The 18,847-nt window shown below is 64.3% G+C and carries 19 protein-coding genes; 1 reads left to right on the top strand and 18 read right to left on the bottom strand.

Annotation, left to right across the window (positions count from 1 at the left end):
- Window positions 1-60: 60 nt before the first annotated feature.
- The 13 genes from ftsH to ruvC form a co-directional block, all read right to left on the bottom strand.
- Window positions 61-1,977 (bottom strand): ATP-dependent zinc metalloprotease FtsH, encoded by a 1,917-nt coding sequence (gene ftsH, locus NTA49_RS13510; protein WP_258295324.1) that lies wholly within the window; start codon window positions 1,975-1,977, stop codon window positions 61-63.
- A gap of 100 nt (window positions 1,978-2,077) precedes the next feature.
- Window positions 2,078-3,352: a tRNA lysidine(34) synthetase TilS gene (gene tilS / locus NTA49_RS13505; RefSeq protein ID WP_258295323.1), complete on the bottom strand. Its 1,275-nt coding sequence runs from the start codon at window positions 3,350-3,352 to the stop codon at window positions 2,078-2,080.
- 2 nt (window positions 3,353-3,354) lie between these two features.
- Window positions 3,355-4,197: a tol-pal system protein YbgF gene (gene ybgF / locus NTA49_RS13500; protein ID WP_258295322.1), complete on the bottom strand. Its 843-nt coding sequence runs from the start codon at window positions 4,195-4,197 to the stop codon at window positions 3,355-3,357.
- Window positions 4,198-4,201: 4 nt separating this feature from the next.
- Complete coding sequence (pal, locus tag NTA49_RS13495) at window positions 4,202-4,723, bottom strand: peptidoglycan-associated lipoprotein Pal (protein WP_258295321.1); 522 nt, start codon at window positions 4,721-4,723, stop codon at window positions 4,202-4,204.
- A gap of 83 nt (window positions 4,724-4,806) precedes the next feature.
- Entirely contained in the window at window positions 4,807-6,129 is a 1,323-nt protein-coding gene (gene tolB, locus NTA49_RS13490) for a Tol-Pal system beta propeller repeat protein TolB (RefSeq protein WP_258295320.1), read from the bottom strand.
- Window positions 6,126-7,289: a hypothetical protein gene (locus NTA49_RS13485; protein WP_258295319.1), complete on the bottom strand. Its 1,164-nt coding sequence runs from the start codon at window positions 7,287-7,289 to the stop codon at window positions 6,126-6,128. Before NTA49_RS13485 ends, tolB begins: the two co-directional genes overlap by 4 nt.
- A 6-nt stretch (window positions 7,290-7,295) precedes the next feature.
- On the bottom strand, window positions 7,296-7,781 hold the full coding sequence (gene tolR / locus NTA49_RS13480; RefSeq protein ID WP_258295318.1) for a protein TolR: 486 nt from the start codon (window positions 7,779-7,781) through the stop codon (window positions 7,296-7,298).
- A gap of 3 nt (window positions 7,782-7,784) precedes the next feature.
- Window positions 7,785-8,480, bottom strand: coding sequence for a protein TolQ (gene tolQ / locus NTA49_RS13475; protein WP_258295317.1), 696 nt, complete (start codon window positions 8,478-8,480; stop codon window positions 7,785-7,787).
- Window positions 8,481-8,579: 99 nt separating this feature from the next.
- Window positions 8,580-8,969, bottom strand: a complete 390-nt coding sequence (locus NTA49_RS13470; RefSeq protein ID WP_332844292.1) for a YbgC/FadM family acyl-CoA thioesterase — start codon at window positions 8,967-8,969, stop codon at window positions 8,580-8,582.
- On the bottom strand, window positions 8,959-9,588 hold the full coding sequence (locus tag NTA49_RS13465; RefSeq protein WP_258295316.1) for a hypothetical protein: 630 nt from the start codon (window positions 9,586-9,588) through the stop codon (window positions 8,959-8,961). The genes NTA49_RS13470 and NTA49_RS13465 overlap by 11 nt, the downstream gene beginning before the upstream one ends.
- Window positions 9,589-9,645: 57 nt before the next feature.
- Complete coding sequence (ruvB, locus tag NTA49_RS13460) at window positions 9,646-10,668, bottom strand: Holliday junction branch migration DNA helicase RuvB (protein WP_258295315.1); 1,023 nt, start codon at window positions 10,666-10,668, stop codon at window positions 9,646-9,648.
- A gap of 3 nt (window positions 10,669-10,671) precedes the next feature.
- Window positions 10,672-11,328 carry a Holliday junction branch migration protein RuvA gene (ruvA, locus tag NTA49_RS13455; RefSeq protein ID WP_258295314.1) on the bottom strand — a complete coding sequence of 219 codons (657 nt, stop codon included), beginning with the start codon at window positions 11,326-11,328 and terminating at the stop codon, window positions 10,672-10,674.
- Window positions 11,325-11,831, bottom strand: coding sequence for a crossover junction endodeoxyribonuclease RuvC (gene ruvC / locus NTA49_RS13450; protein ID WP_258295313.1), 507 nt, complete (start codon window positions 11,829-11,831; stop codon window positions 11,325-11,327). Before ruvC ends, ruvA begins: the two co-directional genes overlap by 4 nt.
- Window positions 11,832-12,174: 343 nt before the next feature.
- Here ruvC and NTA49_RS13445 point away from each other — a divergent pair, with 343 nt between their 5' ends.
- A complete protein-coding gene (locus tag NTA49_RS13445) occupies window positions 12,175-12,384 on the top strand; it encodes a DUF1127 domain-containing protein (protein WP_258295312.1) in 210 nt (69 codons plus the stop codon).
- 193 nt (window positions 12,385-12,577) lie between these two features.
- On the opposite strand, the gene NTA49_RS13440 is transcribed toward NTA49_RS13445, so the two are convergent.
- The 5 genes from NTA49_RS13440 to NTA49_RS13420 all read right to left on the bottom strand — a co-directional run bounded on the left by NTA49_RS13440 (window position 12,578) and on the right by NTA49_RS13420 (window position 18,846).
- Entirely contained in the window at window positions 12,578-12,922 is a 345-nt protein-coding gene (locus NTA49_RS13440) for a hypothetical protein (protein ID WP_258295311.1), read from the bottom strand.
- A gap of 107 nt (window positions 12,923-13,029) precedes the next feature.
- Window positions 13,030-13,902 (bottom strand): 50S ribosomal protein L11 methyltransferase, encoded by an 873-nt coding sequence (locus tag NTA49_RS13435; protein WP_258295310.1) that lies wholly within the window; start codon window positions 13,900-13,902, stop codon window positions 13,030-13,032.
- Window positions 13,903-15,297 carry an MATE family efflux transporter gene (locus tag NTA49_RS13430; protein ID WP_258295309.1) on the bottom strand — a complete coding sequence of 465 codons (1,395 nt, stop codon included), beginning with the start codon at window positions 15,295-15,297 and terminating at the stop codon, window positions 13,903-13,905. It lies immediately after the preceding gene.
- Complete coding sequence (locus NTA49_RS13425) at window positions 15,298-16,530, bottom strand: MFS transporter (protein ID WP_261368314.1); 1,233 nt, start codon at window positions 16,528-16,530, stop codon at window positions 15,298-15,300.
- Between the two features lie 120 nt (window positions 16,531-16,650).
- A complete protein-coding gene (locus NTA49_RS13420; protein WP_258295308.1) occupies window positions 16,651-18,846 on the bottom strand; it encodes a primosomal protein N' in 2,196 nt (731 codons plus the stop codon).
- Window position 18,847 lies beyond the last annotated feature (1 nt).

Below are 18,847 nucleotides of genomic sequence, written 5' to 3'. Positions count from 1 at the left end.
CAAAAGGCCCCGCACCAGCGAGGCCCTTCGTTATGTGTACCCTTCCAAGACCCCCAAGGATCAAGTCGGTTCCGGTTCCATGCCACCGTCCGAGGATGGCGGCTTTTTCTTCTTCGCCTTCGGGATAGCGGTCAAGCTGGGCTTTTCCTCGACAGCGGGTGTGCCGCCCTCGTCGTCGCTGCCCGGTACGGGTGGATCACCGTTCATCACGCGCTTGATCTCGTCGCCGGTCAGGGTCTCGTATTCCAGCAGGCCTTGGGCCAGACGCTCGAATTCGACGTTCTTCTCGCGGATGATCTTGGCCGCCCAGTCGTATCCGTCCTGAATGAACGTGCGCACTTCCTGCTCGACCGTCTCCTTGGTGTTGGCCGAGACCGAGAACCCCGCCGTCGCACCCTGATAGCCCTGAGCCGCTTCGGAATAGTCGATGTTGCCGACCTTGTCCGACATGCCCCATTGCAGAACCATCGCACGGGCCAGCGCGCTGGCCTGCTGGATGTCGCCCGCGGGGCCGTTCGACACGGATTCTTCACCGTATTTGAAGATCTCGGCCGCCTTGCCCGCCATGGTCATGGCCAGACGCTGCTTGCACTCGTCCTTGAACATGTTCAGCCGGTCCATTTCAGGCAGGCTCATCACCATGCCCAAGGCACCGCCGCGCGGAATGATCGTCGCCTTGTAGACCGGATCGCACTTCGGCAGGGACATCCCCACCAGCGCGTGGCCGGCCTCGTGATAGGCGGTCATTTCCTTTTGCGCCGCTGTCATCACCATCGTGCGCCGCTCGGGGCCCATCATCACCTTGTCCTTGGCGGATTCAAAGTCGATCATGGTGACGAACCGTCGGCCCACACGTGCCGCCATCAGCGCCGCCTCGTTCACGAGGTTTGCAAGATCCGCACCCGAGAAACCCGGCGTGCCGCGTGCAATGATCCGCAGATCAACGTCAGGGCCCAGCGGGGTCTTGCGCGCGTGCACGTTCAAGATCTTCTCGCGGCCCTTGATGTCGGGGTTGGGCACGGTCACCTGACGGTCGAAACGACCGGGACGCAGCAGGGCGGGGTCCAGCACGTCGCGACGGTTGGTCGCGGCCAGAATGATCACACCCTCGTTCGCCTCGAAGCCGTCCATCTCGACCAGAAGCTGGTTCAACGTCTGTTCACGCTCGTCGTTACCGCCGCCGTAACCGGCACCACGATGGCGACCCACGGCGTCGATCTCGTCGATAAAGACGATGCAGGGCGCATTCTTCTTGGCCTGCTCGAACATGTCGCGCACACGGCTTGCACCGACACCGACGAACATCTCGACAAAGTCAGAGCCCGAGATGGTAAAGAATGGCACGCCAGCCTCGCCCGCAATCGCGCGCGCCAGCAGCGTCTTACCGGTGCCCGGAGGGCCCACCAGCAAAGCACCCTTGGGGATCTTGCCGCCGAGGCGCGAAAATTTCTGCGGGTTGCGCAGGAATTCGACGATCTCTTCCAGCTCTTCCTTGGCCTCGTCGATGCCCGCGACGTCGTCAAAGGTCACGCGACCCGACTTTTCCGTCAGCATCTTGGCCTTGGACTTGCCAAAGCCCATCGCGCCGCCTTTGCCGCCGCCCTGCATCCGGTTCATGAAGTAGATCCAGACACCGATTAGCAGCAGGAACGGCAGCAACGTCATCAGGAACGACTGAAGCCCCGACTGCTGTTGCTGCTCGGCCTTCACCGGCACATTGTTGGAAATCAACAGGCTGGTCACCTCGGCATCGGCCGGCTTGATGGTGACATAGTCGGTCTCGCCTTCGCGAAAGCGCACCTGCTCTCCGTCCAGGGTCACGCTGGTGACCTTGCCGGTCTCTACGGACTGGACGAATTCGGAATAGCTGATTTCGCGGCTCTGCAATGTGCTGCCTGTGCCACTGAACAGATTGAACAGCGAAACGATCAAGACCAGCAGGACAACCCAAAACGCGATATTGCGTGCATTACCCAAAGGACACTCTCCCAAAAAATTCACGGGATCAGATGGCAGTTCGCCACGATCACCCTTCTAAGATAGACATGCTATCCCTCAGTTCAATGCGATAACACCATCATTGACGGGATAGAAGTGCGGCAAAAACGGAATCCTGCGCGCCCGTCGCCTCGGCCTTCCAGCCATCCGGGGCACCAACGACCGGTGCCGCGACCAATTCCTGCCCGCGCCAGACGGCGGGCATCGACATCAACGCGTCGCGCGGCAGACCCAGATCGCGCCAGTCGGGGCGGGTCGCAAGCCCGGCCTCGCCCAATGCGGCCACATGCAATTGCGCCGTATCGCCGGGGCCGGACACGCGCCAGCGACCGTCCCACAGATCATCCGGTGCACTGCGGGTGTCGCGCACCGCGTTCAACTCGCGATACACCCACATGTGATCGCCGGAAAAGCTGATCTGGCATCCGTCCAGCGTGACCGTGCGCCGTTCCTTGATGGCGGCCTGCACCGCCGAAACACCACCGCGGCGGGGAGGATAGGCCCCGCCGTTGATCCACAGTATAGCATGAACCAGCAGCCGACGCGAGATTTCCGCAGGCAGCGCCTCGTATGGCTGCAAGTCCAACCGCACCGTGCCCGCATGTACCGATGCGACGTCCTGCGCGGCGGTTTGCGTCTGCGCCTCAAGCGCATCGCGGGCCTGCCGCATGTTCTGCGCCACGCCCGAGAGGGTCTTGGCCGACAGGCCCAAGGGCCCAAGCTGCGCCAGCGCACGGCGCATCGCCACGCGGGCAAAGCTGGTGTCCTCGTTGCTGGGATCGTCCGCCCAACGGATGTGCCGGGCCTTGAGATAGTCGCGCAATTCGGCGCGGGTGATGTCCAGCAAGGGGCGCACATACGTCACGGCGCCGCGCCGGCGGCGAACGGCCATCGCCGACAGGCCATCGACCCCCGCGCCACGCGCCAGACGCATCATCAGCGTTTCGGCCTGATCGTCTGCGGTGTGCCCCAGCAGCACGGTGTCGATCCCCTGCGCTTCGGCCCAGCGGTTGATCAGGTGATAGCGCGCCGCGCGCGCCGCCCCCTGAAGGTTGCCGGTGCCGTCCCAGCCCTGCCAGCTTTCCACATGGTGCGGCAGCTGTTGGGCGGCGCAGAAATCGCCAACCAGCGCAAGTTCCTCGCGCACCCCGGACCGCAGCCCGTGATCCACGCTGATCACACTTAGGGAAATGCCCCGCGCACGGGCTATGTCGGCGGTCAGCGCCAGCAGCGCCATCGAATCGCCCCCGCCTGAAACGGCGAGGCCCAGTTTTTCAGGCAATTCGGGCTGCAACTGCCCAAGGATCGCGTCGGTCAGCGGCGAGTCATCCATGGTCAGCCGCAGATCACCCATGCTCAGCCGCAGACAAGCGTGCTCATCTCTGTCTGTGCGCGAACCGCCGCATCGGTCCCGGCAAAGCGCAATGGCACCTCGCTCAAGGTCACGCAGGCCTCGTCGGTCTTGCCCAGACGTCCCAACGACACGCCCAGCAGATAGAGCGCCTCGGGCGCCGTCTGGCCGGTCTGGTCCGCCGAGAACGATGCCAGATAGGCGCGCGCGGCCTCGCGGGTGTCGCCCAGAGCCTCAAGCGCCTTGCCACGACCCAGATCGGCAGCAGCGGCTAGCGGACCACCGGGATAGGTCTGATTGAAGGCCGCAAACTGGTCTGAGGCGCTGCGAAAGTCACCGGATGCGAGCGCCTCCGACGCCCGCGTAAAATCGGCTTCTTCCTGGGTTGCAAGTTGCGCGCCACCCGAAGGTGTCGTCGTGGGTGCGCTCGCGACCGGACCGGGCAAGGGCGTGACCCCGCCGGTGTCACCGCCCAACGTCGGCGTATCGCCCAATGTGCCCAGATCGCCGCCTTCCAGCTCGACCAATCGGAACTCCAGGTCACCGATGCGGTTGGTGCCGTCCTCGACCACCCGACCGATGCGGAACTCCAGCTGCTCGGTCTTGGCCGTCACCCGCTGCAATTCGGACTCGATGGCATTCAGCCGGTCGAGCGTGCCGCCCTCCGGCAAGTTCACCGAAGCCGACCCGGTTGTCGAAAGCTCGCGTCGCAGCTTCTGGATTTCCACGTTCAATATGGTCAGCTCCTGCCGGATGTCAGCCAATGTGCTGCCATCCGCCGATTGCGCCATACCCGTCGTCGGACCCATCAGGGCCAGAACGGTCACCAGAACTGCGAAACGTCGCATCACTTTACCCCGTCAATCCACCGGCCAGCACTGTCACAGCGCGGCGGTTCTTTGCATAGCATGCTTCGTTGCTGCACACTTCGATCGGCCGTTCCTTGCCATAGCTGATCGTCCGCAGACGGCCTGCCGGAACACCCTGGTTGATCAGGTAGGCCCGCGCCGCATCGGCACGACGTGCGCCCAGGGCAAGGTTGTATTCGCGCGTGCCCTGCTCGTCGGCATGGCCTTCGATGATGGCGGTGTAGTCGACGTTCTGGTTCAGCCAGATGGCTTGCTGGTTCAGCGTCGCGCGCCCTTCCTCGGTCAGGGTCGACTGGTCGACCAGGAACAGAACCCGGTCACCGACCGATTGCTGGAAATACGCAACCGAGGTGGGATCGCTTGCGCTGCCGGGGGCCCCGCCACCGATCATGCCGCTGCCGGTGCCCATGCCATTGGCTCCATCCGCGCCAAAGCGGTCGGGGTTGGTACAGGCCGCCAGTGCCAGCACGCCTGCCAGCATCACGAATTTAGTCGAGAGTTTCATTGCTTAATGCCTTTTGAATTGAGTTCTATGTCTCGCGTTCGGTTCACTCTAGCACGCTTGCCCGCCAAGGGGAATCGTGCGGCTTAATTCTGTAGCGGGCCCCAGCTTGGGTCCGACGCACCCTCGGGGGTGCGCACCGGGCGCAGGTTGCGACCCGTAATGTCCACCGAATAGAGCGTCGCGCGGCCCGATTCCCCCTGGGTTTCGCGGGTGAACATGATGACCCGCCCGTTCGGGGCCCAGGTCGGACCCTCATCCAGGAACGAGGCCGTCAACAGCCGCTCTTCGCTGCCATCCACCCGCATCACGCCGATGTGGAAACGCCCCTTCGACTGTTTGGTGAACGCGATCAGATCGCCGCGCGGCGACCAGACGGGCGTGCCATAGCGCCCCTCGCCAAAGGAAATCCGCGTCGGCTCGCCGCCGCTTGCGGACATCACGTAAAGCTGCTGGGTGCCCGAGCGGTCGCTCTCGAACACGATCTGGCTGCCGTCGGGCGAATAGCTGGGTGCAGTCTCGATCGACGGGGCCGAGGTCAGGCGCGTCGCCTGCCCCGAGTTGATGTCCATGGTATAGATGTCGGTGTTGGCCCCCCGGCTCAGCGAATAGACCACTGTCTGCCCGTTGGGATGAAACCGCGGCGCAAAGCTCATGGTGCCCTCCTGGCTTTCCAGAACACGGCGCTGCACGCTGCCCACGTCCAGCACGAAGATGCGCGGAAAGCCGGTCTCGTAGCTGGTATAAAGCACCCGGTCGCCCGATTTCGAGAATCGCGGCGCCAGCACGATGCTTTCACTGCCCGTCAGGTACTGCACGTTGGCCCCGTCGTAATCCATCACCGCCAGCCGCTTCTGACGGTCGGCCTTGGCCCCGGTTTCGGACACGAACACGACGCGGCTGTCGAAGTAACCGCTTTCGCCGGTGATGCGGCTGTAGACGGCATCGGCCACCTTGTGACCCATGCGCCGCCAGCCCGATGTGGTGCCTGCGAATTGCAGGCCGCTGCCCAGTTCGGCACCGGAAAACACGTCGTAGACGCGGAATTTCACGGTCATCTGTTCACCCGACACGGCAACCGCCCCGGTGATCAGCGCCTGCGCGTTCACGGCCTTCCAGTCGGCATATTGGATCGGCGCGTTGAAGTCATTCACCCCGCTGATAAAGGCCGAGGCCGGCACTTCGCGGAACAGGCCGGTGCCGATCAGATCGGCCGCCACCAGTTGCGCCAATTGCTGCCCCATCTGCGCGCTTTCGCCGGTTTCGGGCACAAAGGCCGGAACCGCGAAGGGCAAGGGTTCGATCACCCCTTCGGTGATCTCGATCCGCAGCGGGCCCTGCTGGGCCTGCGCGATTGGGGCGGTCCAGGCCAGAACGGCCATCATGCAAACGAGAATTCGCCAGATCATTTGATGCGCATCCTTTCAGGATTGAACGTCATTTCTATTTCTTGCCATTGCCCGTATTTTTCGGACGGCAGGTTAAATCCACTTGCACCGCAGCGGATGATCGCACGGCGCGCGGCTTCGAACGCCTGACCGGCAGCGCCGTCAGATCCGCCCGAACTGCCCGTCATCCGGATGGACGAGGTCACGGGCCGGGCGTCGGGCGTCATCGACACTGTCACCACCACTGTGGTGCGCAAGGCCTCGGACGACAAGGACCCCACGTTCCAGCAGCTTGATACCGCCACCCGCAACGCATCCTTCTCACCCGCAGACAACGGAGGCCCGGTCGGAACCGCAGGCTCAGGGTCAGATGTGGCCCCGCCAAGCGCTTCGGCAAGGGCTGCATCCACCGCGTCACTGGTGCTGCTGCTGGTCGCGGGCGGCGTCTCGGGCGTGGGCTCGGACGTCGGCGTAGGTGCGGGCGGCGTCGGTGCGGGTGTTTCCGCAGGCTCGGCAACTGCGGTGCGCACGGGCGGTGTCGGGCGCGCTGGCGGGCGCGGTGACGCGTTGGGGGCCGAACTTGGCTGTTCCGCCTCGGTCACGATCTCGGTCGCGGCCTCCTCGGGTGCTGTCGCCTCCTGCGGCTCCTGCACGGTCTCGCCGGTGTCTTCGGGGGTCACGGCCTCTTGCTGCACCGGATCGGGCTGCGCCTCGGGCGGCGGTGCTGCGACAGGCTCGGGCGCCACACGCTCGGACGGGCGCGGCACCGGACGGTCGCTGACCTGCGGCACCAGCACGGCCACATCCTCGGGCGGGCTGGGCTGCTGGGGCGGGCTGTCCTCGACCACGGCCACGGGCGGCGCGGGCTGCGGCACCTCCGGCACGGTTTCGGGCTCGGGTGCTTGCGTCACCTCGGGCGGTGGCGGCGGCGTCACTTCGGTCTCGGCGGGCGGCGGTGTCGCGGCGCTGTCCTCGACGGTCGGTGCCTCGGGTTGCGCCACTTCGGTCCCCGACTGGGGGGCCTGCTGTGCCGCGACCAGCGCCTCGTAATCCTCGGTCGAAATGACGGAAATATCCGTGGCCTGAAACGGCAGCGGCTCGGACTGGAACACGCCGCCAAACAGCAACCAGCCGATCAGGCCGATATGACCTGCACCCGATATGACATGCCCTGCGTGCACTGTGGCTTACCCGCCCGACGCGTCCGTGCCGTCCAGCGCAGGACCGCCGGTGTCGGTCACCAGACCAATATTGGAAAATCCGCCCGCATTCAGCGCGCCCATGATCTGCATCACGTCGCTATAGGGCACCGCACCGTCGGCACGCAGAAACACCCGGTCGCTGTCACGCTCGGCGGCAATCGCGCGCAGTTTCAGGACCAGCTGATCGCGCGCCGTCTCGGTCGTCTGGATCTGCACCGACCCCGTCGAGGTGATGGTGACCGTCAACGGCTCTTCCTGATCCGCGGCCAGCGCACCAGCGGCGGTCTTGGGCAGTTCCACCGGAACGCCCACCGTCAGCAGCGGGGCCGCGACCATGAAAATGATCAAAAGCACCAGCATCACGTCCACGAAGGGCGTGACGTTGATCTCGGCCATGGGCCGCGCACGGGCGCGCCTGCGCCGCTTGCCGCCCCCGCCGCCACCGTCTTTCGCTATGACACCTGCACCCATGGCTCAGCTGTCCAACTGGCGTGACAGGATGGTGGCGAATTCGTCGGAAAACGCCTCGTAGCCCGCGATGATGCGGTCGCTGTCCGACGTCAGCTTGTTATAAAGGATAACGGCAGGGATCGCAGCCAGCAGGCCAAGGCCCGTGGCCAGCAGCGCCTCTGCGATGCCCGGTGCCACGACGGCAAGGCTGGTGTTCTGCTGCTCCGCAATCTCGATGAAGGCGTTCATGATCCCGATGACCGTCCCGAACAGACCGATGAACGGTGCCGTCGATCCGACCGTCGCCAGAACCGTAAGCCCCTTTTGCAACTTGTCGGCTTCCTTGTTGATCGCCACGTCCATGCTGCGGTCGATCCGCGCGGTCGCCCCTGCGATCAGGCCGCCGTCGTCCCGGTGCGAGCGCCGCCATTCCGTCATGCCCGCCGCAAATATCTTCTCGGCGCTGCCGTTCGGGTCCGGTCCGATCTCGTCGAACAACTCGTCCAGCGGCTCGCCCGACCAGAATCGCTCGTCAAAGCGCGCGGCTTCGGCCTGCGCCGCGCGGTAGCGGATCAGCTTTTGCACGATGATCGACCACGCCCAGAAAGACGCGACGACCAGAATGATCATGACAAGTTTAACTGTAAATGTGGCGCGTGCGAAAAGGCCCCACAGAGAGAAATCTATCTCCTGCGCCAAAGCCAGCGTTTCTGCTTCCATCTGCCTGCTCTTTATCTGCGGCTGTTATGTCCAGCCTTCCCTGTCGGGAATCTAACGAAAGTCCAAGCAGAAAGCTATCACAATGGCGGCAACCGGCGTTCAGAGGTCATTCAATGCGCGTATTTTCGCTGGAAGCCGGGTGGGCCGCCCCTCGGTGGACATGCACGCCGCCGTCACCTTGGCGCGAAAGATCACCCTGTCGCCCAAAAGCACCTGCTGGTCGAACACCCAGCGCACCGCACCCACCGGCTGATGGGTGGTGACCACCCTCAAACGGTCGCCCAGACGGGCCGATCCGACATAATCCGCCTCCACGCGTGTAACCGCGAAAACAACGCCCTCGGCGCGCATGGCGCGTTGATCCACGCCTAGGTCCTCGACGATTTCCGACCGCGCGCGCTCAATAAACCGCAGATAATTGGCGTAATAGACGATCCCCGCCATGTCGGTGTCTTCGTAATAAACTGTAACGGGAAACTCATGCGCCACCCTGCACCTCCATCCTTGCGGCCAGCCGCAGCGCATGTGACGCATCGCGCGCCGCCACCGGCATCACCGGATCATAGGCCGCGCGGATCACCTCCGCGATGTCGGGGCGCAGCACCGTGGCCTGACCGACGATCCCCAGCGGCGAGCTTGCCACAAAGGCCATATCCGACCACAGCACGATCGACTGCGCCACCTGCCCCAGCACCAGCGTGTCGGCAGGCAGTGCCGTCAACGCGTCGTCCATGCGCACGAACACGAAACAGGCCTTGATCCCGCCCGCCGCATCGAACCGGAACGCACGGTACTGGTTGGCCTCCGCCGCCTTCAACCGCGCGACCAGCGGCACCAGATCCTTCACCAGCCGGTCCAGTCCCGGCACCTCCAGCAACTCGTCCCAGTCGCTGAAGAAGAACCACATGAAATTGCTGCCCAGTTCGGGGTCCATATCCGTGGTCTCGTGCCCCGCCAGCGTACAGACCGCCTCGATCGCGCCCTTGATGACACCCAGCGTTTCATCTTCGACACCAAAGGCGATCGGTGCGATCGGGCGCCCCCAGCGGGCAAAGGCATATGATCCGTCGGCGCGGGTGAACAAGGCTTCGATCTGGTCAGCTGTCATGGTTTCTTTTGGCCTCAAATATCCTCGCCGAAGGCATAAAAGTTATGAACGCCAGCCTCAACCAAACAAATCGTCAGGTCCGCGCGGCGCGTCCAGTCCCAGGTGCGCCCAGGCCTTCGCTGCCAGCATCCGCCCGCGCGGCGTGCGCTGGATCAGCCCCTGCTGCAGCATGAACGGCTCGATCACGTCTTCCAGCGAGTCGCGGCTTTCGCTCAATGCCGCACTCAGCGTCTCGATCCCCACGGGTCCGCCACCATAGTTCTCCGCGATCAGCCGCAAATAGCGCCGGTCGGCCCCGTCCAGCCCCAGATGGTCCACGCCCAGTCGCGTCAGCGCGCTGTCGGCCAGTTCCTTGGTCACACGCCCGTCGCCCTCGACCACGGCAAAGTCCACCACCCGCCGCAGCAACCGCCCGGCGATCCGTGGCGTGCCCCGCGCCCGCCGCGCTATCTCGCGCGCACCGCCTTCGTCCGCGGGCGCGCCCAGCTTGCGTGCATTGCCGGTGACGATCTGAAACAACTCGTCCTCGGTGTAGAAATTCAGCCGCGTCGGTATTCCGAACCGGTCGCGCAGCGGCGTGGTCAAAAGCCCCATCCGCGTCGTGGCCCCCACCAGCGTGAAGGGCTGCAATTCAATCCGCACGGTGCGCGCCGCCGGCCCCTCGCCGATCACCAGATCCAGCTCGAAATCCTCCAGCGCCGGGTACAGCACCTCCTCGACCACCGGGTTCAGCCGGTGGATCTCGTCGATGAACAGCACATCCCGTGCTTCCAGGTTGGTCAGGATCGCCGCCAGGTCCCCCGCCTTGGCCAGAACCGGCCCCGACGTCATGCGAAAGTTCACCCCCAACTCGCGCGACATGATCTGCGCCAGCGTCGTCTTGCCCAATCCGGGGGGCCCATGAAACAGCGTGTGATCCATCGCCTCGCCGCGCTGGCGGGCCGACTGGATGAACACCCGCAGGTTTGCGCGCGCCTCGGCCTGCCCCACGAAATCATCCAGCATCTGCGGCCGCAGCGCGCGGTCAAACCCGTCCTCGGGCAGCGGCTCGGGCCGCACGGTGGGGTCGATGTCGCTCATGCCCTACCCCTTCGGTGCCAGCAGTTTCAGCGCGGCGCGGATCAACGTCGGCGTGTCGGCCTGCGGATCATCATTCGCCGCCTGCGCCACCGCCCCCGCCGCATCGCCCGGTCCATAGCCGAGGTTGGCCAGGGCCGACAGCGCATCTGCCTGCGCCGTGGGCGTGGGCGCGGGTGCGGCCTTGCGTGCCGGGGTCTCGATCACCTCTGGGCTCTCGTCGCCCATCGCCTGAGCCACGGTGCCACCCATCGCCATCAGGCCGGGGGCCTTGTCCTTAAGGTCCAACACCACGCGCTGCGCGATCTTGGGTCCAACGCCCTTGGCCGCCTTGACCGCGTTCCAGTCGCCCAGGGCAATCGCGCGGCCCACGCCGTCGGGGCCAAGCGCGCCCAGGATTGCCAGCGATGCCTTTGCCCCCACGCCCTGCACCGACACCAGCAGGCGGTGCCATTCCTTTTCGACCAGTGTGGTAAAGCCGAAAAGCTGCATTAGGTCCTCGCGCACCACCAGATCGGTATAAAGCGCAGCAACCTGCCCGTTTCCGGGCAAAGCCGCCAGCGTGCGGTCAGAACAATAGACCAGATAGCCCACGCCGTTCACATCCAGCAGCACATGGTCCAAGGCGCGGTAGTCGATCCGTCCGGTAAGTTTGCCGATCATGCGCGTGCCCGTTCCACTGCCGCAGCCAGACCGCCCGTGGGACCATGATGCGCGTGGCAGATGGCTATCGCCAGCGCATCCGCCGCATCCGGCCCCACGATGACGGCACCGGGCAGTTGCATCTGCACCATGTGCAGCACCTGCACCTTGGCCGCATGACCCACGCCGACGACGGTCTTTTTTACCGTGTTGGGGGAATATTCGCCCACCTTCAGCCCCGCCTGCGCCGGCACCAGCATCGCGATGCCGCGCGCCTGACCCAGTTTCAGCGTGCCGGCCCCGTCCTTGTTCACGAATGTCTGCTCGACCGCCGCCGCATCGGGCCTGTATTGACGGATCACTTCGGTCAACTGGCTGTGCAGCGACAACAGCCTGTCCGCCAGATCCCCCGGCAGCGAATGGCAAATGCCGTTCGCCACATGGGTCAGCCGCGATCCGGTCATGTCGATCACGCCCCACCCAAGGTTGCGCAATCCGGGGTCGATGCCCAAAATCCGTGTCATATGTCTTGCCCTGCCCGGTCTCGATTGTGGCGTTTTTGCCGCTTTGGGCGACAAGTAGCACGAAACGCGAACATCCGCCAAGAGCTAAGGCGCAGGCGGTCATCGACGGGTTTGCCGCAAAAAGCGGCAGACGCGGGTCGAATCCGCCCCTTCGGCTCAAAAAAGCGACAGCAATTCGGGCCGCCGCACAGGCCTGTCAAGAAAAAAGTAACGTTTTGCCCAACCCATGTGATTTTCGCATATCTCACATGCAAACTTGACGGCTTGTGGCGCGAAAAGAGGCGAACTATGTGCCACTCAGAACGACGAGATAACGCAAATCATTTAAAAGAGGACTGCACCAATGGCTGCTTTCGACACCACCCGCACCACATACGGCTCCGCTATTGTAGCAGGCCGTATCAGCCGCTCCGTTTTCAACTTCATCGCTTCGGTGATGGCATGGAACGACGCGCGCGTCACCCGCAAAGCTCTGTCCGCCCTGAGCGACCGTGAACTGCAAGACATCGGCCTGATCCGTGGCGATATCGACTCGGTGGTTTTCCGCCGTTAATCCGCGCGGAAGCGCCGCTGCCGCCCCTCCCTCGGCACGCGTTTCACGCCCCGGATAAGAAAAACCGCTTCCCCTTCCGGGTGAGCGGTTTTTTTGTGTCCAGCGTCCCGGCGACAGCACAAAGATACCAAATAAAAAGGCCGCCGCGATCACAGATCGAGACGGCCCATAACCCCTTACCTTACCGAAATGTTCAAAGTAGATTGACGCGCGTAAAAGTCACGATTGTTTTTGTAACAGGGTCGGCCTGCATAACCCAGGCCCCGGCCTGTTCGACAATCGTGCCGTTTTGCAGCCTGGCCAGCCGGTCGGCATAGGTCAGCTCGCCCAGCGAAATCAGCATGAATGCCTTGAAGGCGAAGAAGCCCGCAAGAACCAGCAGCGCGCCTTTCAGCGGGAACTGGGCCTTGCGGCGTTTCGGCTTGACCACGATCAACCCGTCGCCGCGCAGGCGGGTGGTGTATCCGTTGGCCATCCGGCGGTGCTTGCGCGTCAGGACACGCAGGCGGGAATCGAAGTTTTGCTTGGTCTCAACCATGGCAGCCTCTCGCGGTTCGGCCCCCACCGAATTGCCTCAACTATATGCCGCTGAAATGTGGCAAAATCTGGGCAAATCGTTCAATTAAGCCTTAAAAGCGGCATTTCTCACGGTCTTTTTCTGACAGTAAGCGTCGTCCAGTCACCAATGACCTCTCGGTGATCCAGACTGTGTCCAGCTTCGAAATAGTGGGCCAAAACGTCCTCTGCCTGCTCGTTCAGGATACCGGACAGAATCGCGATGCCATCAGCGCGCAGATTTGCCGCGATATCGGGGGCCAGCGCGACCAGCGGACCTTTCAGGATATTGGCAAAGATCAGGTCATAGGGCGCCAGCGCCCGCAGATCCCGATGGTCAAAGCCTGCCGCCTCGACGCATCTGACAGCACCCGCCATGTCGTTGGCCGCCAGGTTGGCCTCGGCCACGTCCACCGCCACCTCGTCGATGTCGCTGGCGATCACGTCGCCCTGCCAGATCCGCGCCGCGGCCATCGCCAGCACGGCGGTGCCGCAACCGATGTCGGCCACGCGGTCTGCCTTCCAGCCGTCGCTTGCCAACCGGTCCAGCGCGCGCAAGCAGCCCAGCGTGGTGCCGTGGTGCCCGGTCCCGAACGCCATCGCCGCCTCGATCAGCAGCGGCACGCTGCCTTCGGGCACCTTGTCGGCATCATGGCTGCCATAGACAAAGAACCGCCCCGCCTCGACCGGGGCCAGTTCGCGGCGCACATGGGCCACCCAGTCGGTTTCGGGCAGTTCCGAAATCACGAAGGGTTTCGCCTCCATCGCAGTCGCCAGCAGCATCAGCCCGGTCTCGTCGGGACGCTCGGAAAAATATCCGCCGACCTCCCACAGGCCCGATCCGTCCTCGACCTCGAACACGCCGATGCCGGTGGGTTCAGGCTCCAGCCGCTCCATCGCGGCGCCCAGCGCCTCTGCTGCGGTTTTACCTGTCAGGGTGGTGAGGGCTGTATATGTAGGCATTTAACGTCTCCGAAAGCGGTCCAGATTCGGATAGGGGCGTGGCGGCGCGGGGTCAATGTCCGATTGCGGACCCAGCCGCGCCACATAGCGCCAGCCCCAGCTTGCCGCCAGTATGCCCATGACCGCCCCGCCCAGCGCCTGCCCATAGATCACGCCCGCCGCCCCGAAGCTGCCCGCCAGCAGCATCGCCGCAGGCCAGCTCAGCACGCCGTCCTTGAGCCAGTTCAGCAGCGTCGAGCGTCCGGGCTTGCCCAGATTGTTGAACGCGGCGTTGGACACGAACAGCGCGCCGACGAACATGAACGCTCCCACACCAACCCCGGCAAAGGCGTGCAGCACCTCGGCCCCCTGTCCCTTCAGACCGAACAGCACGCTGACGTAAGGGATCGCCGTCCACAGCAGCGCCCAGGCAACCAGCGTATAAAGCGCGCAGAACACCAGCGCGTCGCGATAGGTGCTGCGCAGCCGGTCGAACTGGCCCGCGCCATAGTTCTGGCCAAAGATGCCGCCGATGGCCCCCGACAGCGCAAAGATACCACCAAAGACCAGCACCGTCAGCCGCCCGACCACGGCCCAGGCCGCGACCGCATCGTCACCGAAGGGCGCCATGATGATCGTCAGGAAATAGTTGCCCGCAGGGGTGCTCATCTGCGTGGCGATGGCGGGCAGCGCCACCACCATGAAGGGGCGCAAGATGCGCCGCACCATCGCAGCGTCGGGGCGGTCGATCAGGTTCATCTGGATGATCGCATAATAAATCGCCAGCCCCAGCAGGCTGACGCGAAACACCACCAGGCCGATGGCAGCGCCGTCCAGCCCGTAATAGTAGATCAGCGGCGGGTCGATGAACATGCTCAGCACGCCCGAGAACAGCGTGACGTACATCGCCTTGGCGCCGTAGCCTTCGGCGCGCAGCACACCCGAGCCAACCAGAGACACCGCCATCGGCACCAGCGAGGGCACGGATATGGCAAGATACCGCGCGGCAAGCGCCGCAGTCTCTCCCGTGGCCCCGGACAGTTCCAGCAGCGGATGGCGAAAGGTGACGATCAGCGTCGCGACCACCGCCTGAATGCCGACGGCGATGACAATCGCGGCCCCCGCCTGCTGTCGGGCCAGCGCCCGTTCGCCCCGCCCGATGCTGCGCGACACCAGCGCCGTCGCCGCGATCATCAGGCCGACGCCGATGGAGACCGAAAAGAACTGGATCGCAAAGGCGAAACCAATCGCCGCCACCTGTTGCGGCGCGCCCCACAGGCTCAGCCACAGCAGGTTCGCCGCATCGACCAGAAACACGAAGGTGATGCCAAAGGCCCCCGTCGCTGTCATCCGCACCACATGGCCCATGGTGGACCCGGTCAGGAAACGCCCCTGCTCTGAAACCGGTCCGGGCACCTATCCGACCACGGCGGGCATGACCGGTGTCAGGATCGTCTCGTGCCCCGGAACCGGGTGGCGCGGGATCAGCAGCGCCAGCATCAGCGACGTGGCGGCCATGCCTGCCGCCAGAAAGAACACGGCGGCGGGCGACACCAGCCACAGCAGGCCCAGCGGCGCAGGCAGACCCACGGCGGCGATGTGGTTGATGGTAAAGGCGACGGCCGCCGTGGGCGCGATGTCCTGCGGATCGGCGATTTTCTGGAAATAGGTCTTCAACGCCAGCGCCAGACCGAAAAAGATATGGTCGACCACGTATAGAAACGCGGCCACCGCGATGCCCCAACCCAGATAATAGACCCCGCCATAGCTGAGGAACACCAGCACCAGACCGATGTATTCGACCCCCAGCGTCTTGCGCTCGCCATAACGTTGCACGACACGGCCCAGCAGCGGTGCGACCAGCATGTTGATCAGCAGGTTGACCAGATAGAGCATGGTCAGCTCGTCAACCTCGAAGCCGAACTTTTCGACCATCATGAAACCTGCAAAGACCACAAAGATCTGCCGCCGCGCACCCGCCATGAATTGCAGCGCATAATAGAGCCAATAGCGACGGCGCAGGATGAACTGCTTGTGCTGCGGATGCGGTGCCTCGAACTGCGGGTAGGCGATCATCGCGAAGATGGCGATGGCCGCCGTCACGCAGCCCCCCGCCATGTAGACGATGTTATAGGTCAGGTTCAGCGGCTCCCACAGCAGTAGGATCACCAGGTACACCACGAAGGTCGCCGCCGACCCGGTGGCCAGCAGCCAGCCCAGAACCTGCGGCGCGTTTTCCTTGGCGATCCATTGCAGTTGCAGCGACTGGTTCACGGTCTCGTAGTAGTGAAACCCGATCGAACTGAGCATGGTCAGCGTCAGGATGCCGCCCAGCGACGGATATTGCGCGGTGATCGCCGTGGCCACCCCCAGCAGGATCAGCGCGACCAGCCCCAGCACCTGTTCGCGCACGAAGATGATGATGGCGATGACACCGATGGCCAGAAAGCCCGGAATTTCGCGGATCGTGTGCAGCAGACCAATATCGGCCCCGTCAAAGTTGGCGGCGTCGATGACAAAGTTGTTCAAGAGCGCCGACCACGTGTTGAACGCAATCGGCATGGCAGCGGCCATAAGGAACAAAAGTGCGATGGGGCGGCGCCAGAACGGCAAGGTGGCGGCGTCGCCGGTTTTCACGATACGGGTCATGTGATCCGCAGTACGCCTATTGCGGAAAACTGGCGAGATGAAAATTGTACCAAATCGCCCCGATCATGTACATATTTTCGGCGATATCAGCAGGTTGACAGAACAACCAAAACTGCCGGATCAGTAAAAGCTCTGCGGATCAATATCTATGGCCAGCCGGATGTCACCCTTGATCTGCACCTGGCCCACCCATTTGCGCAGGGCCCCTTGCAGCGCCACGCCCTTGTCTGCCTTGACCAGCATCCGCACGCGGTGACGCCCCCGCACGCGGGCAATCGGCGCAGGGGCCGGCCCGTAGACCTGCGCCCCCACCTGCCGCAGCGGCCCGTCCGCCCGCGCCAGATGGTTTGCGATGTCGAACACCGCAGCCACATCCGGCCCGCTCAGGATGATCCCCGCCATACGGCCATAGGGCGGCACGCCCGCCGCTTCACGTTGCGCCGCTTCGGCACGCCAAAAGCCTTCCTCGTCACCCGCCAGAATGGCGCGGATCACCGGGTGCTCGGGCTGATAGGTCTGCAACAGCGCCGTTCCCGGCTTGTCCGCACGCCCCGCCCGCCCCGCCACCTGCCGCATCAGCTGGAACGTCCGCTCGGCGGCGCGCAGATCGGAGCCTTGCAACCCCAGATCGGCGTCGATCACCCCGACCAGCGTGAGGTTCGGGAAATTGTGCCCCTTTGCAACCAGTTGCGTGCCGATGACAATGTCGGCCCCGCCCTGGGCGATGCTTTCGATCTCGGCCTTCAGCGCGCGGGCGCTGCCGTACATGTCTGAACTCAGCGTCGCGATCCGCGCATCGGGCCAGAGCGTTGCCGCCTCCTCGCCCAGACGCTCGACGCCGGGGCCGACGGGCGCCAGACGGTCCTCGGCGCCGCAGGACGGGCAGATATTGGGCATCGGCTTGGTCTCGCCGCATTGGTGGCACATCAGCCGTTTCAGAAACCGGTGTTCGACCATCCGCGCGTCGCATTGGTCACAGGCGATCTGGTGCCCGCAGGCCCGGCAGAGCGTGATCGGCGCATAGCCGCGCCGGTTGATGAACAACATCGCCTGCTCGCCCGCATCAATCCGCGCCTGCACCGCCTTTTGCAGATCGGGCGACACCCAGCGATCAGAGGGCAAAGCCGCCGCGCGCATGTCGATGGTGCCCATCGTCGGCATCACGGCAGGACCAAAGCGCGAGGTCAGTTCCAGCCGCTTGTACTTGCCCGCCTCTGCATTCACCCAGCTTTCCAGACTGGGCGTGGCCGAGGCCAGCACCACATGCGCCCCGCAGATCGACGCGCGCAGCACCGCCATGTCGCGGGCATTATACAGCACGCCATCCTCTTGTTTGTACGAGGTGTCATGTTCCTCATCCACCACGATAAGTCCAAGGTTCTGATAGGGCAGGAACAGCGCCGACCGCGCGCCGATCACCAATTGCGCACCGCCCTGCCCGACCATGCGCCAGATCCGTCGGCGTTCGGTCATCGTGGCCCCCGAATGCCATTCGGCGGGCCGCGCGCCAAACCGCGCCTGCACCCGTTTCAGAAACTCGGCGGTCAACGCGATCTCGGGCAACAGCACCAGCGCCTGCCTGCCTTGGGCAAGACAGGCAGCAACGGCTTCCAAGTAAACCTCGGTCTTGCCCGATCCGGTGACGCCGCGCAGCAGCGTGGTGCCATAGGTCTCCGAGCGCACCGCCTCGGCCAGCATCGCGGCGCCGGCGGCCTGATCGTCGGTCAGCGCCTTGCCGGGCAGCGACGGGTCCAGCCTGCGGAACGGTACGTCGCGCGGCGCATCCTCTTCCGAGACAACACCCTGCTTTACCAACCCCTTGACGACCGAGGAGGTGACCCCCGCCATCTCGGAAAGCTCTTTCAACGTAAAAGACAGATCACCGTATTCGTCCAGCGTCTCCATCACCCGGCGGCGCGCGTCGGTGGAGCGTTCCGGTTCGCCCTCGCCCCGGCGGTAGATCTTGCGCATCGACGGCGGATCGCCCAGACCCGGCGCGCGGGTGGCCAGCCGCAGCATCGCGGGCATCGGCGTCAGTGTATATTCCGCCGCCTTCAGCAGAAACGTGCGCATTTCCGCGCGCATGGGGGCCGCATCCAGCACCCGGATAACCGAGCGGACCTTCTTGATATCCCAATCACCCCGCCCCGGTCCCCAGACGATTCCCAGCACCTTGCGCGGCCCCAGCGGCACCTCGACGAACGCGCCCAGCATCGCTCCGCCCTCGGGTGCCTTGTAGTCCAGCAGCCGGTCCAGTGGCTGCGTGGTCAGCACGGCCACCAGGGCACCTTCGTCGTAAAATTCGGGGCGCGTCACG

Origin of the sequence: Pseudosulfitobacter koreensis, from assembly GCF_024733015.1 — a bacterium.
GTDB classification, from domain to species: Bacteria; Pseudomonadota; Alphaproteobacteria; order Rhodobacterales; family Rhodobacteraceae; genus Pseudosulfitobacter; species Pseudosulfitobacter koreensis.
This window is presented reverse-complemented; position numbering and strand designations above follow the sequence as displayed.

Excerpts from the sequence above, each read along its gene's own strand:
- tilS (WP_258295323.1), bottom strand. The coding sequence starts at position 3,352 with ATGGGTGATCTGCGGCTGACCATGGATGACTCGCCGCTGACCGACGCG.
- NTA49_RS13445 (WP_258295312.1), top strand. The coding sequence starts at position 12,175 with ATGGCTGCTTTCGACACCACCCGCACCACATACGGCTCCGCTATTGTA.
- NTA49_RS13435 (WP_258295310.1), bottom strand. The coding sequence starts at position 13,902 with ATGCCTACATATACAGCCCTCACCACCCTGACAGGTAAAACCGCAGCA.
- NTA49_RS13440 (WP_258295311.1), bottom strand. The coding sequence starts at position 12,922 with ATGGTTGAGACCAAGCAAAACTTCGATTCCCGCCTGCGTGTCCTGACG.
- NTA49_RS13425 (WP_261368314.1), bottom strand. The coding sequence starts at position 16,530 with ATGACCCGTATCGTGAAAACCGGCGACGCCGCCACCTTGCCGTTCTGG.
- tolR (WP_258295318.1), bottom strand. The coding sequence starts at position 7,781 with ATGGGTGCAGGTGTCATAGCGAAAGACGGTGGCGGCGGGGGCGGCAAG.
- ybgF (WP_258295322.1), bottom strand. The coding sequence starts at position 4,197 with ATGCGACGTTTCGCAGTTCTGGTGACCGTTCTGGCCCTGATGGGTCCG.
- ruvA (WP_258295314.1), bottom strand. The coding sequence starts at position 11,328 with ATGATCGGCAAACTTACCGGACGGATCGACTACCGCGCCTTGGACCAT.
- ruvC (WP_258295313.1), bottom strand. The coding sequence starts at position 11,831 with ATGACACGGATTTTGGGCATCGACCCCGGATTGCGCAACCTTGGGTGG.
- tolB (WP_258295320.1), bottom strand. The coding sequence starts at position 6,129 with ATGATCTGGCGAATTCTCGTTTGCATGATGGCCGTTCTGGCCTGGACC.
- NTA49_RS13465 (WP_258295316.1), bottom strand. The coding sequence starts at position 9,588 with ATGACAGCTGACCAGATCGAAGCCTTGTTCACCCGCGCCGACGGATCA.
- tolQ (WP_258295317.1), bottom strand. The coding sequence starts at position 8,480 with ATGGAAGCAGAAACGCTGGCTTTGGCGCAGGAGATAGATTTCTCTCTG.
- ruvB (WP_258295315.1), bottom strand. The coding sequence starts at position 10,668 with ATGAGCGACATCGACCCCACCGTGCGGCCCGAGCCGCTGCCCGAGGAC.
- pal (WP_258295321.1), bottom strand. The coding sequence starts at position 4,723 with ATGAAACTCTCGACTAAATTCGTGATGCTGGCAGGCGTGCTGGCACTG.